Here is a 13,454-nt window from a genome sequence, read left to right on the forward strand (position 1 = left end):
CTGTTGAGATGCGGCGCTTCCACTTCCCCCATCCGACCCTGCGTGCCGACGGCATGCAGCGGGCGTCGTGAGCCGCGTCGCGGTTGAACACCATGATTGAAATCGAACTCGACGGCAAGAAGGTCTCGGTCCAGGAAGGCAGCATGGTGATGCATGCCGCCGAGGCGGCCGGCACCTTCATCCCGCACTTCTGCTACCACAAGAAGCTCTCGATCGCGGCCAACTGCCGCATGTGCCTGGTCGACGTCGAGAAGGCGCCCAAGCCCATGCCGGCCTGCGCCACGCCGGTCACGCAGGGCATGATCGTGCGGACCAAGAGCGACAAGGCCATCAAGGCCCAGCAGTCGGTCATGGAGTTCCTGCTGATCAACCACCCGCTGGACTGCCCCATCTGCGACCAGGGCGGCGAGTGCCAGCTGCAGGATCTGGCGGTGGGCTACGGCAAGTCGGCCTCGCGCTACGAGGAAGAGAAGCGCGTCGTGTTCCCGAAGGACGTCGGCCCGCTGATCTCGATGGAAGAGATGAGCCGGTGCATCCACTGCACCCGCTGCGTGCGCTTCGGCCAGGAGATCGCCGGCCAGATGGAACTGGGCATGGCCCACCGCGGCGAGCATTCCGAGATCACGACCTTCCTGAGCGGCACGGTCGACTCCGAGCTGTCGGGCAACATGATCGACATCTGCCCGGTCGGCGCCCTGACCAGCAAGCCGTTCCGCTACAGCGCCCGCACCTGGGAACTGTCGCGCCGCAAGAGCGTCAGCCCGCATGACAGCACCGGCGCCAACCTGATCGTGCAGGTCAAGAACCACCAGGTCCTGCGCGTCGTGCCGCTGGAGAACGAGGCCGTCAACGAATGCTGGATCGCCGACCGCGACCGCTTCAGCTACGAGGCCCTCAACAGCGACGCCCGCAACACCACCCCGATGCTCAAGCAGGGTGGGCAGTGGAAGGCGGTCGACTGGCAGACCGCGCTCGAATACGTCGCCAACGGCCTGAAGCAGATCAGCCGTGACCACGGCGCCTCGGCCATCGGCGCGCTGGCGTCGGCCGGTTCGACCACCGAGGAACTGCACCTGCTGGCCCAGCTGGTGCGTGGCATCGGCAGCGACAACATCGACCACCGCCTGGGCCGCAGCGACTTCCGCCAGGAAGCCACCCGCGTGCAATGGCTCGGCACCTCGATCGCCAGCCTGTCGACGCTGGACCGCGTGCTGATCGTCGGTTCGTTCCTGCGCAAGGACCATCCGCTGTTCGCCCAGCGCATCCGCCAGGCCGCCCGTCACGGTGCGCTGGTGACGCGCGTTCACGGCGTCTCCGAGGACTGGCTGATGCCGGTGGCCGCCGAGGCCATCGCCGCGCCGTCCGAGTGGGTCCGTTCGCTGGCCGAGATCGCCGCCGCCGTCGCGATGACCAAGGGCATCGCCGCGCCGTTCGACGTGGCCGCCGGCGACATCGCCAAGGCCATCGCGCTGGGCCTGCTGGGTGGCCAGCGCAAGGCCATCCTGCTGGGCAACGCCGCCGCGCGTCACCCGCAGGCCGCCGACCTGCAGGCGCTGGCGCAGTGGATCGCCGAACACACCGGCGCGAGCGTCGGCTTCCTGGGCGAGGGCGGCAATGCCGTCGGCGCGCAGCTGGTCGGCGCGCAGCCGCGCACCGGTGGCCTCGACGCCGCCGCGATGCTGGCTCAGCCGCGCAAGGCCTACCTGCTGTTCAATACCGAGCCGGTGCTGGACGCGGCCAACCCGTCGCAAGCCGCCGCCGCGCTGGCTGCTGCCGAGATGGTCGTCGCCTTCAGCCCGTTCAGCGCCAACGTCGACCATGCCGACGTGCTGCTGCCGATCGCGCCGTTCACCGAGACCGGCGGCGCCTTCGTCAACGCCGAAGGCCGCGTGCAGTCCTTCCACGGCGTCGTCCGTCCGCTGGGCGAGACCCGTCCGGGCTGGAAGGTGCTGCGTGTGCTGGGCAACCTGCTGGGCCTGCCGGGCTTCGCGCAGGAGACCGTCGAGGAAGTCCGCGCCCAGGCGCTGGGTGACGTCGCCACGATCCCCGCCCGACTCGACAACCGCACCTCGGTGCTGGCGCAGCTGAACGCGCCGGTCACCGGCCTGCAGCGCCTGGCCGACACGCCGATCTACGCCACCGACAGCGTCGTGCGCCGCGCCCCGTCGCTGCAGAAGACGGCCGACGCCAGCGTCGCGCCGGTCGCGCTGCCGGCGGCCGTGTGGGCCTCGCTGGGTCTGGGCGACGGCGTCGCGCAGGTCCGCGTCACGCAGGGTTCGGCCTCGGCCACGCTGGCCGCCGTGCGCGATGAGCGCCTGGCCGCCGACACCGTGCGCGTCAGCACCGGCCTGGCCGCGACGGCCTCGCTGGGTGCCGCCTTCGGTCCGGTCACCGTCGAGCTCGCCTGAGCCATAGCCTGAGCCTGGAACTGAACATGCTGGATACCCTGCAAACCTTCGGAAGCTCGACGCTCGGCGGCGCCTGGCCGGTGGTCTGGACGCTGATCAAGATCGTCGCCGTCCTGCTGCCGCTGATGGGCTGCGTGGCCTACCTGACGCTGTGGGAGCGCAAGGCCATCGGCTGGACCCAGATCCGTCCGGGCCCGAACCGCGTCGGTCCCTGGGGCCTGCTGACCCCGATCGCCGATGCGGTCAAGCTGATCTTCAAGGAGATCATCACCCCGACGGCCGCCAACAAGGGCCTGTTCTTCCTTGGCCCGATCATGACGATCATGCCGGCGCTGGCCGCCTGGGCGGTCGTGCCCTTCGGCCCCGACGTCGTGCTGGCCGACGTCAATGCCGGCCTGCTGTTCCTGATGGCGATCACCTCGATGGAGGTCTACGGCGTCATCATCGCCGGCTGGGCGTCGAACTCGAAGTACGCCTTCCTGGGTGCGATGCGCGCGTCGTCGCAGATGATCAGCTACGAGATCGCGATGGGCTTTGCCTTCGTGGTCGTGCTGATGGTCACCGGCAGCCTGAACATGACCGCGATCGTCGTCAGCCAGACCCACGGCACGTTCGCCAGCATGGGCCTGAACTTCCTGTCGTGGAACTGGCTGCCGCTGCTGCCGATCTTCGTCGTCTACTTCATCTCGGGCCTGGCGGAGACCAACCGTCACCCCTTCGACGTCGTCGAAGGCGAGGCCGAGATCGTCGCCGGCCACATGATCGAGTACTCGGGCATGTCGTTCGCGATGTTCTTCCTGGCCGAGTACGCCAACATGTGGCTGGTCTCGATCCTGACCGTCATCATGTTCCTCGGCGGCTGGGACGCCCCGATCGCCGCGCTGTCCTTCATCCCGGGCTGGATCTGGCTGGGCATCAAGACCTTCTGCGTCGTCACGATGTTCCTGTGGGTTCGCGCCACCTTCCCGCGCTACCGCTACGACCAGATCATGCGTCTGGGCTGGAAGATCTTCATCCCGGTCACCCTCGTCTGGCTGATCGTCGTGGGCCTGTGGATGCAGTCGCCCTGGAACATCTGGCCATGAGCCGCGTGAGCCCCGACCAGGAAACCACCATGTCTGCCGCCGCCCCCGTCAAGGACTTCTCCTTCAAGGACTTCATCTCCAGCTTCATGCTGCTGGAGCTGCTGAAGGGCCTGAAGCTCACCGGCCGTCACTTCTTCCAGCGCACGGTCACCGTGCAGTTTCCGGAAGAGAAGACGCCGCTGTCGCCGCGTTTCCGCGGCCTGCATGCGCTGCGCCGCTACGAGAACGGCGAGGAGCGCTGCATCGCCTGCAAGCTGTGCGAGGCCGTGTGCCCCGCCATGGCCATCACGATCGAATCGGACGTGCGTGCCGACGGCAGCCGCCGCACCACGCGCTACGACATCGACCTGACCAAGTGCATCTTCTGCGGCTTCTGCGAGGAAAGCTGCCCGGTGGACTCGATCGTCGAGACCCACATCTTCGAATACCACGGCGAGAAACGCGGCGACCTGTACTTCACGAAGGACATGCTGCTGGCCGTCGGTGACCGCTACGAAAAAGACATCGCAGCCAACAAGGAGGCGGACGCCAAGTACCGCTGAACCGCGCGAGCGGCGGGCCGTGGACCACACGGCCCGTTCGCTGCTGCGCAGGTCTCATGCGACGTACCCCGAGACGACATGGAAACCACCACCGCGCTCTTCTACGTCTTTGCCGCAATCCTGCTGTTTGCGGCCTTCCGGGTCATCACCGCCCGCAGCCCCGTTCACGCGGCGCTGTATCTGGTGCTGGCGTTCTTCAATGCCAGCTGCGTCTGGATGCTGCTGCAGGCCGAGTTCCTGGCGATCTCGCTGGTGCTGGTCTATGTCGGCGCCGTGATGGTGCTGTTCCTGTTCGTCGTGATGATGCTGGACATCAACATCGACGCGCTGCGGCAGGGTTTCTGGAACCACTTCCCCGTCGTCGCCCTGGTGGGCGTGGTCATCGCGCTCGAGATGGCCTACGTGCTGATGCACGACTTCAACACGTCGCTGGCCAAGGCGATGGAAGGCGGCGCGGGCGTGCCCAATGCCAAGCTGCTGGGCATCGAGATCTACACCCACTACCTCTATCCGCTGGAGATCGCGGCCGTGCTGCTGCTGGTGGCCATCATCGCCGCCATCGCGCTGACGCTGCGTCGTCGCAAGGACGTCAAGGGCCAGGACCCGGCCCAGCAGGTGCGTGCCCGCAAGGCGGATCGCCTGCGCATCGTGAAGATGGACGCCGTGCGCGAACTGCCCGCCGCTGAAGCCGCGCCTGCGGCCGATGCCGCCGCCCCGGCCCCGAAAGGACAAGCGTGATGACCATCGGCCTCGGACACTACCTGACGCTGGGCGCGATCCTGTTCGCGCTGTCGGTGATCGGCATCTTCCTGAACCGCAAGAACCTGATCGTGCTGCTGATGGCCATCGAGCTGATGCTGCTGGCGGTCAACCTGAACTTCGTGGCCTTCTCCCACTATCTGGGTGACATGGCCGGGCAGGTCTTCGTCTTCTTCATCCTGACCGTCGCGGCCGCCGAATCGGCCATCGGTCTGGCCATCCTGGTGGTGCTGTTCCGCAACCGCTCGACGATCAATGTCGATGAACTCGACACGCTGAAGGGCTGAGGCCAGAGGGAAGAACACAAATGACCGAGCTCTCGCTAACCCCCCTGCTGGCCGTGCCGCTGGCGCCGCTGGCCGGCGCGGTGATCGCCGGCTTCTTCGGCAAGACCGTGGGCCGTCGCGGCGCCCATGTCGTGACCATCCTCGGCGTGCTGATCTCCTTCATCCTGTCGGCGCTGACGCTGCAGCAGGTGCTGGACGGTGCCCGCTTCAACCAGACCGTCTACGAGTGGATGGTGCTGGGCGGCCTGAAGATGGAAATCGGCTTCCTGGTCGACGGCCTCACCGCGATGATGATGGTGGTCGTCACCTTCGTCTCGCTGATGGTGCACATCTACACCATCGGCTACATGGAAGAGGACCCGGGCTACCAGCGCTTCTTCTCCTACATCTCGCTGTTCACGTTCTCGATGCTGATGCTCGTGATGAGCAACAACTTCCTGCAGCTGTTCTTCGGCTGGGAAGCGGTCGGCCTGGTGTCGTACCTGCTCATCGGCTTCTGGTTCAAGAAGCCGACCGCGATCTTCGCCAACATGAAGGCGTTCCTGGTCAACCGGGTCGGCGACTTCGGCTTCATCCTGGGCATCGGCCTGATCGTCGCCTACGCCGGCACGCTGAACTACAGCGAGACCTTCGCGCAGGCCGAGGCCTACGCCAAGCTGCCGTTCCCCGGCACCGACTGGATGCTGATCACGGTGACCTGCATCTGCCTGTTCATCGGCGCGATGGGCAAGAGCGCGCAGTTCCCGCTGCACGTCTGGCTGCCCGACTCGATGGAAGGCCCGACGCCGATCTCCGCGCTGATCCACGCCGCCACGATGGTGACGGCCGGCATCTTCATGGTCGCGCGCATGAGCCCGCTGTTCGAGCTGTCGGACACCGCCCTCAGCTTCATCCTGATCATCGGTTCGATCACCGCGCTGTTCATGGGCTTCCTGGGCATCATCCAGAACGACATCAAGCGCGTGGTCGCGTATTCGACGCTCTCGCAGCTCGGCTACATGACGATGGCGCTCGGCGCGTCGGCCTATTCGGTCGCCGTCTTCCACCTGATGACGCACGCCTTCTTCAAGGCCCTGCTGTTCCTCGGCGCCGGCTCCGTGATCATCGGCATGCACCACGACCAGGACATCCGCAACATGGGCGGCCTGTGGAAGCGCATGCCCATCACGTGGATCACGTCGCTGCTGGGTTCGCTTGCGCTGATCGGCACGCCGTTCTTCGCCGGCTTCTACTCGAAGGACTCGATCATCGAGGCGCTGCATGCCAGCCACCTCGGCGCCGCGCACTGGGCCTACTGGGCGGCGGTGATCGGCGTGTTCGTGACCGCCTTCTACTCGTTCCGGATGTACTTCCTGGTCTTCCACGGCAAGGAGAACTTCCACCACAAGCCCTTCCCGCCGGAAGACGACCACGCCCATGACGACGGCCATGCGGACGAGCACGGTCATGGTCACGACCATGCAGATGCCCATGCGCATGCTCATGTCCCGCACGAGTCCCCCTGGGTCGTGACGCTGCCGCTGGTGCTGCTGGCGATCCCGTCGGTCATCGTCGGCTACCTGACGATCGGCCCGCTGGTCCACGGCGACTTCTTCAAGGACGCGATCTTCGTCAACGGTGAACTGCACCCGGCGATGGAAGCGCTGAAGGAAGAGTTCCACGGCGCCGCCGCGATGGCCCTGCATGCCGTGTCGACGCTGCCGTTCTGGCTCGCGCTGGCCGGTGTCGTGACCGCCTACGTGTTCTACATGCTGGTGCCGGCGATCCCGGCCACGCTCGGCCGCGTGCTGTCGCCGCTGGTCACCGTGATGCAGAACAAGTACTACCTCGACGCCTTCAACGAGCACGTGCTCGCCGCCGGTGCGCGCCTGCTGGGTCGCGGCCTGTGGAAGGGCGGCGACGTCGCCATCATCGACGGCGCGGTCATCAATGGCTCGGCTCGCCTGGTCGGCTGGATCGCCTCGCTGGTCCGTCTGTTCCAGACCGGCTACATCTATCACTACGCACTGGTCATGCTCGTCGGCGTCTTCGCGCTGATGAGCTGGTTCGTGTTCCAGGCGCGCTGAGCCGGGGAAACGAAGAACATGGCTTATCTCTCCATTGCCATCTGGCTGCCGATCGCCTTCGGTGCCGTGCTGCTGGCCCTCGGCCGTGACGACAACGCCGGCGTCGTGCGCTGGATCGCGCTGGTCGGCGCCGTCGTCAGCTTCCTCGTCACGATCCCGCTGATCTCCGGCTTCGACGTCGCCAGCGCGGCGATGCAGTTCCAGGAAGTGCAACCCTGGATTGCACGCTTCAACGTCAGCTACCACCTCGGCGTCGACGGCATCTCGGTCTGGTTCGTCCTGCTGACCGCCTTCATCACCGTGATCGTCGTGATCGCCGCCTGGGAGGTCATCACCGAGCGCGTCCACCAGTACATGGGCGCCTTCCTGATCCTGTCGGGCCTGATGGTGGGCGTGTTCAGCGCGGTCGACGGCCTGCTGTTCTACGTCTTCTTCGAAGCCACGCTGATCCCGATGTACATCATCATCGGCATCTGGGGCGGCCCGCGCCGCGTCTATGCGGCCTTCAAGTTCTTCCTGTACACGCTGGCCGGCTCGCTGCTGATGCTGATCGCGCTGATCTACCTGTACTACAAGTCGGGTGGCAGCTTCGACATCCTGGCCTGGCACAAGCTGCCGCTGGGTGCGACCGCGCAAGCATTGCTGTTCGGTGCGTTCTTCGCCGCCTTCTCGGTCAAGGTGCCGATGTGGCCGGTCCACACCTGGCTGCCCGATGCCCACGTCGAGGCGCCCACCGGCGGTTCGGTCGTGCTGGCCGCGATCATGCTGAAGCTCGGCGCCTACGGCTTCCTGCGCTTCTCGCTGCCGATCGCGCCCGATGCCGCGCACACCTACGGCCCGATCATCATCGGCCTGTCGCTGATCGCGGTGATCTACATCGGCCTGGTCGCGCTGGTCCAGAACGACATGAAGAAGCTGGTCGCCTATTCGTCGATCGCGCACATGGGCTTCGTCACGCTGGGCTTCTTCATCTTCAGCGAACTGGGCATCTCCGGCGGCCTGGTGCAGATGATCTCGCACGGCTTCGTCTCGGGCGCGATGTTCCTGTCGATCGGCGTGCTGTACGACCGTGTGCACTCCCGCGAGATCGCCAGCTACGGCGGCGTGGTCAACACCATGCCCAAGTTCGCGGCCTTCGCGGTGTTCTTCGGCATGGCCAACTGCGGCCTGCCGGGTACCGCCGGCTTCATCGGCGAGTGGATGGTCATCCTGGGTGCCGTCAAGTACAACTTCTGGATCGGCATGCTGGCCGCCACCGCGCTGATCTTCGGCGCCGCCTACACGCTGTGGATGGTCAAGCGGGTCTACTTCGGCGACGTCACCAATGACGACGTCCGCGACCTGACCGACATCAATGCGCGCGAGTTCCTGATGCTGGCCGTGCTGGCCATCGCCACGCTCGCGATGGGCCTGTACCCGAAGCCCTTCACCGACGTCATGCACAGTTCGGTCACCGAACTGATCCGCCACGTCGGCGTCTCGAAACTCTGATCCACGGAAACGCTCGCACCATGACCTCGATGAACTGGAACGCGATCCTTCCGGAGATCGTGCTGCTGGTGATGGCCTGCGTCGTCGCGCTGGCCGATCTCTTCGTCACCGACCCGCAGCGCCGGCCCACCTACCGCCTGACGCTGCTGACGCTGGCCGTCTACGGCGCCCTGCACCTGGTGCACTTCCAGAACCCGACGCCCGAGTTCGCCGCTGGCGGCATGCTGGTGTCCGACCCGATGGGTCACCTGCTGACCTTCTTCGCGACGGTCTCGGTGGCCGTCACGCTGGTCTACGCGCAGCCCTACGTGGCCAGCCGCGAGATGCTCAAGGGCGAGCTGTTCACGCTGAGCCTGTTCTCGCTGCTGGGCATCGCGATCATGGTCTCGGGCGCCAACCTGCTGATGATCTACCTCGGCCTGGAGCTGATGAGCCTGTCGCTGTACGCGCTGGTCGCCTTGCGCCGCGACAACGCGCAGGCCACCGAGGCGGCGATGAAGTACTTCGTGCTCGGCGCGCTGGCTTCGGGCTTCCTGCTCTATGGCATGTCGATGATGTACGGCGCGACCGGCAGCCTCGACCTGGCCGGCGTGTTCGAGGCCATCAACAAGGGTGAGCCCAACAAGCGCGTGCTGGTCTTCGGCGTCGTCTTCATCGTCTCCGGCCTGGCCTTCAAGCTCGGCGCCGTGCCCTTCCACATGTGGGTGCCCGACGTCTACCACGGTGCCCCGACGGCGGCCACGCTGCTGATCGCCGGCGCACCCAAGATCGCCGCCTTCGGCATGGCCATGCGCCTGCTGGTCGACGGCCTGATCGGCCTGGCGGTGGACTGGCAGCAGATGCTGGTCGTGCTGGCGGTCTGCTCGCTGGTGGTCGGCAACCTGGCCGCCATCGCGCAGACCAACCTCAAGCGCATGCTGGCCTATTCGACGATCGCGCAGATGGGCTTCGTGCTGCTGGGCCTCGTGCCGGGCGTCATCAACGGCAACACCGTGTCGGCGGCCAATGCCTACAGCTCGGCGATGTTCTACATCCTGACCTACGTGGTCACGACGCTGGGCACCTTCGGCCTGATCATGCTGATGGCCCGCCAGGGCTTCGAGGCCGACCAGATCGACGACCTCGCCGGCCTGAACCAGCGCAATCCGCTGATGGCCGCCGTGATGGGCGTGTTCATGTTCTCGCTGGCCGGCATCCCGCCGACGGTCGGCTTCTACGCCAAGCTGTCGGTCCTGCAGGCGCTGGTGTCGACCAACGAAGGCGGCTACATCGGTCTGGCGATCTTCTCGGTCGTCATGTCGCTGGTCGGTGCCTTCTACTACCTGCGCGTCGTGAAGGTCATGTACTTCGACGACGCCACCGACACCACCGCGATCCAGGCACCCGGCCAGGCCCGCGCCGTGCTGTCGCTGAACGGCGCCGCCGTGCTGGTGCTGGGCATCCTGCCCGGTGGCCTGATGGCCATGTGCGCCTACGCGATCAAGGCGCTCGCGACCTGATCCCGACCCGTTCGCGCCAACAGGTGCGACGTCATCCAACGGCCCCGCCCAGCCCCTGGCTTGCGGGGCCGTCGGCCATCCGGGGCCTCGACCGGAACGAGACCCGCTGACAGGATTGCCGCATGAACCCACCTCGCACGTCTTCAGGCCATGCCCTGCCGTCGCTGACCGATCTGCCGCAAGGCCATGAGCACCTCGTCGAGCGCCCGCTCAGCAGCGAGCAGGTCTACCGGGGCAAGCTGCTCGATGTCCGGCTTGACCATGTCAGCCTGCCGGACGGCGGCCGCGCGACACGCGAGTACATCGTCCACAACGGTGCGGTGATGGTGATCCCGCTGCTCGACGACGGCCGGCTGCTGCTGGAGCGCCAGTACCGCTATCCGCTGCAGCGGGCCATGATCGAGTTCCCGGCCGGCAAGCTCGAGATCGGTGAAGCGGGCATCGCCTGCGCCGTGCGCGAGTTGCGCGAGGAGACCGGCCACGAGGCCAGCGAGTGGGCCTATGCCGGCCAGCTGCACAACGCCATCGCCTACGCGACCGAACACATCCAGGTCTGGCTGGCACGCGGACTGACGGCGGGCGAACGCGCGCTCGACGAGGGCGAGTTCCTCGACGTGTTCGCGGCCAGCGCCGAGGAACTGGCCGCCTGGTCCCGCGACGGCAGCGTCACCGATGCCAAGACGCTGGTCGGACTGCTGTGGATCCAGCAATGGCGTGCCGGACTGTGGGCTCTGGACTGGAAGACCGAGGCCGAACACGTCGCGGCCGGATAATTCGGCCACCATGAAGGTTCTCAATCTGCAATGTGACGCCGGGCACGGCTTCGAAGGCTGGTTCGGCTCTGAAGCCGACATCGCCGACCAGCAGGCGCGCGGCCTGCTGACCTGCCCCGTCTGCAGCAGCCACGAGATCCAGCGCCTGCCATCGGCGCCGCGCCTGAACCTGTCGGGCGCCCGCGAGCCGCGCAAGGCCGAAGCCGTGCCGCCGCGCTCGCCATCGGGAGGCACTGCGACCGCGCCGGCCCCTTCGACGCCGATGCCTGCCGCCCCGACCCTGACGCCGGAAGCTGCCGCGCATGCGGCGGTCATGCAGGCGGCCTACCTGCACGCGGTGCGCGAGCTGATGTCGAACACCGAGAACGTCGGCCCCCGCTTCGCCGAAGAGGCACGCCGCATCCACTACGGCGAAGCCGAGGAACGCCAGATCCGCGGCAAGACCACGCCCGACGAGGCCGAGGCGCTGCGCGAGGAAGGCATCGAGTTCTTCTCGGTGCCCGTTCCGGACGGCTTCGACGGCCCCGTGCAGTAGCCGCAGGACGGCGCGCTTCGGTCGCGCCCACCTGAATCTGTCAGCGGGAAAGTCCCCGCCGGTCCTGCAACCGGGCGCTCGGTCCGCGCCCTGAAGATGCGCGCCTGACAGCCCCGTCGTGGCTGCAAGGGCGCATCACATGGCGACATCCTTCGGCTCACCCTTCCGATACTGGGGCAAGGCCCGGCCGGTGGCCGACGGCCCGGCCTGTCACCTGCTGGTCTGGCACAGCCTGGACGTTGCGGCGGTGGCTCATTCATGGAGCCACATCTGAGTTCTGCGTCGACTCCGTGCGCTTTGCATGGCCCGACTTGGCGCGACCAATGAAGCCACTTCATGACGATGTCTCATGGGAGGGACGATGCATTCACCTTGTTTTCTTCATCTCAGTGCGGCCATGGCGGCTCAGTGCATTCATGACGCCTCCCGGCGTGTCGTGTATTGCGCCCCGGGACTCCAGCAACCGCTGGCGGCAGCGCTGGTGAATGCACGCGCGCAACTCGGCCGAGACGCGGTCCGGGTCGTGCTGGACGTCGACGATGCGACCGCCAGGATGGGGTACGGCGATTTCGAGGCCGTTGCACTCCTGAAGGAAGGAGACGTGGACGTGCGCGTTGAGCCCGGCCTGCGCACCTGCGTGCTGGTCTGCGATGGTCAGGGATATGCGTTTTTCACGCCACCCATGTTGGTTGAATTGCAGGACGACCAGCATGTCGGTATCAACGCGCTCGTCTTGCAGTTCGATCAGGTTGACGCGGTGTTGAACGCGTTCTTCCCGGTAGTGCCACAGGCGGGTCGAACGTCATCACCCCCGGAGCTTGGCCAGCGGGCGCTGTCGGACCAGAAGATGGTGCAGGTCAAGGCGGCGCTGGATGCCGATCCGCCGCAGAAGTTCGATCTGGCCCGGAAGGTCAATGTGTTCAATGCGTTCATCGAGTTCGTCGAACTCCGACTGACAGGCCTGCGCATCGCCCAGCACACGGTCCGATTGCCCAACGACCTGCTGCCATCCTTGAGCGATGACACCACGATCAAGCGATTGCTGACGACCTTCCAGCTCGTGGGCGACGACAGCAATGTGGCCAAGGGTGCCGCAGAGATCGATCGGAAGGTCCGGGCCCTTCGCGACCAGTACACCCGTCCGGTTGGAAAACGTCTGGGTAGCGTGCTCTTGCGATCGAAGTTGCCGGAGTTCGACTCCGAAGTCCGTGCCATCCGCAACGACATCCGCGAGTTCCAGGCTCAGGTGGCCGTCCAGTTCCAGACCGAACTGGATGCCTCTCGAACGAAGCTCGTCGACGCGCTCCTGCCGATCGTCGAGGCGAACCCGCCTGCGGCTTTGCGTGCCCAGGTCAACGGCTCGCCATCGTCTGAGGTGGTCAAGCGCTATGTGGATAAAGAACTCGACCGCGTGTTTCCTCGGGCCTCGTCTCTGGTTGAGGACATGACGCTGGAGTGGATACGCAAGGGCGTGACGTTCCAGACGCTCAGTGACCCGGACTTCCAGAGGGCCGTGAAGGATGCGTTTCCCTATGCGGACTGGGTCAAGCCCTTTCGCGAGTTCGAAGCAGCGCCAGGGAATGGATAGGCGCGCTCCCTGGTTCGTCTGATCGGGACTTGCAGATGCCGGACCACTCGATTAACGCGCCATGCAGCCCATCCTCACGGACGTGGGGAACAAGTACGCCGAAGTGTTCTTCACGCACTTGGGGATGAGCTAAATGCCCACAGGCAATCAACCCGCTTGATTCGACCGTACTGCGCGCATCGAGCGTAGAGGATTCATTGGTCTGATCCAACGAGCCGAATGGCACCAGCCCGTCGGTGCGCGACGGGCTGGTGCCGATGGGCCATTCAACCGGGACCATGTTGAACACGCCCGCAAGCCGCGCGCCGATGCATTCATCGGTCAGGGCCCACGAGCCGATGGGTACGAGCCCGTCGGACACCGAAGGTGTCCGACCTACCGGGTTGGCGCATCGCCACGATCAGCGCGCGATGGGCCGGTG

At 66.0% G+C, this 13,454-nt stretch carries 13 protein-coding genes; 12 read left to right on the plus strand and 1 reads right to left on the minus strand.

The annotated features are described in order from the left end of the window. Window positions 1–92: 92 nt before the first annotated feature. From nuoG to ACWA7K_RS03595, 12 genes are all read left to right on the plus strand, one after another. The gene (gene nuoG, locus ACWA7K_RS03540) at window positions 93–2,408 is read left to right on the plus strand and encodes an NADH-quinone oxidoreductase subunit NuoG (RefSeq protein ID WP_456165709.1); all 2,316 of its coding nucleotides are present in this window, start codon (window positions 93–95) and stop codon (window positions 2,406–2,408) included. 26 nt (window positions 2,409–2,434) lie between these two features. After that, on the plus strand, window positions 2,435–3,493 hold the full coding sequence (gene nuoH, locus ACWA7K_RS03545; RefSeq protein ID WP_456165711.1) for an NADH-quinone oxidoreductase subunit NuoH: 1,059 nt from the start codon (window positions 2,435–2,437) through the stop codon (window positions 3,491–3,493). A gap of 29 nt (window positions 3,494–3,522) precedes the next feature. Beyond that, on the plus strand, window positions 3,523–4,035 hold the full coding sequence (nuoI, locus tag ACWA7K_RS03550) for an NADH-quinone oxidoreductase subunit NuoI (RefSeq protein WP_305750674.1): 513 nt from the start codon (window positions 3,523–3,525) through the stop codon (window positions 4,033–4,035). A 78-nt stretch (window positions 4,036–4,113) separates the two neighbouring features. Beyond that, window positions 4,114–4,773: an NADH-quinone oxidoreductase subunit J gene (locus ACWA7K_RS03555; RefSeq protein ID WP_456165713.1), complete on the plus strand. Its 660-nt coding sequence runs from the start codon at window positions 4,114–4,116 to the stop codon at window positions 4,771–4,773. Continuing rightward, window positions 4,773–5,081: an NADH-quinone oxidoreductase subunit NuoK gene (gene nuoK / locus ACWA7K_RS03560; protein WP_305750676.1), complete on the plus strand. Its 309-nt coding sequence runs from the start codon at window positions 4,773–4,775 to the stop codon at window positions 5,079–5,081. Before ACWA7K_RS03555 ends, nuoK begins: the two co-directional genes overlap by 1 nt. A 20-nt stretch (window positions 5,082–5,101) precedes the next feature. Then, window positions 5,102–7,147, plus strand: coding sequence for an NADH-quinone oxidoreductase subunit L (gene nuoL, locus ACWA7K_RS03565; protein WP_456165716.1), 2,046 nt, complete (start codon window positions 5,102–5,104; stop codon window positions 7,145–7,147). An 18-nt stretch (window positions 7,148–7,165) separates the two neighbouring features. Beyond that, window positions 7,166–8,638: an NADH-quinone oxidoreductase subunit M gene (locus ACWA7K_RS03570; protein ID WP_456165718.1), complete on the plus strand. Its 1,473-nt coding sequence runs from the start codon at window positions 7,166–7,168 to the stop codon at window positions 8,636–8,638. 20 nt (window positions 8,639–8,658) lie between these two features. Then, window positions 8,659–10,137, plus strand: coding sequence for an NADH-quinone oxidoreductase subunit NuoN (gene nuoN, locus ACWA7K_RS03575; protein ID WP_456165720.1), 1,479 nt, complete (start codon window positions 8,659–8,661; stop codon window positions 10,135–10,137). A 122-nt stretch (window positions 10,138–10,259) separates the two neighbouring features. Further along, a complete protein-coding gene (locus tag ACWA7K_RS03580) occupies window positions 10,260–10,910 on the plus strand; it encodes an NUDIX domain-containing protein (RefSeq protein WP_456165722.1) in 651 nt (216 codons plus the stop codon). A 10-nt stretch (window positions 10,911–10,920) separates the two neighbouring features. Continuing rightward, the gene (locus ACWA7K_RS03585; RefSeq protein WP_456165724.1) at window positions 10,921–11,445 is read left to right on the plus strand and encodes a DUF1178 family protein; all 525 of its coding nucleotides are present in this window, start codon (window positions 10,921–10,923) and stop codon (window positions 11,443–11,445) included. 139 nt (window positions 11,446–11,584) lie between these two features. Beyond that, the gene (locus tag ACWA7K_RS03590) at window positions 11,585–11,719 is read left to right on the plus strand and encodes an HD domain-containing protein (RefSeq protein WP_456165726.1); all 135 of its coding nucleotides are present in this window, start codon (window positions 11,585–11,587) and stop codon (window positions 11,717–11,719) included. 207 nt (window positions 11,720–11,926) lie between these two features. Continuing rightward, window positions 11,927–13,033, plus strand: coding sequence for a hypothetical protein (locus ACWA7K_RS03595; RefSeq protein WP_456210348.1), 1,107 nt, complete (start codon window positions 11,927–11,929; stop codon window positions 13,031–13,033). Here the strand turns inward: ACWA7K_RS03595 and ACWA7K_RS03600 are convergent. After that, window positions 12,990–13,394: a hypothetical protein gene (locus ACWA7K_RS03600; RefSeq protein ID WP_456165730.1), complete on the minus strand. Its 405-nt coding sequence runs from the start codon at window positions 13,392–13,394 to the stop codon at window positions 12,990–12,992. The genes ACWA7K_RS03595 and ACWA7K_RS03600 overlap by 44 nt on opposite strands. Between the last annotated feature and the right edge of the window lie 60 nt (window positions 13,395–13,454).

It is taken from the genome of Leptothrix mechoopdaensis (SeqCode), assembly GCF_053893855.1.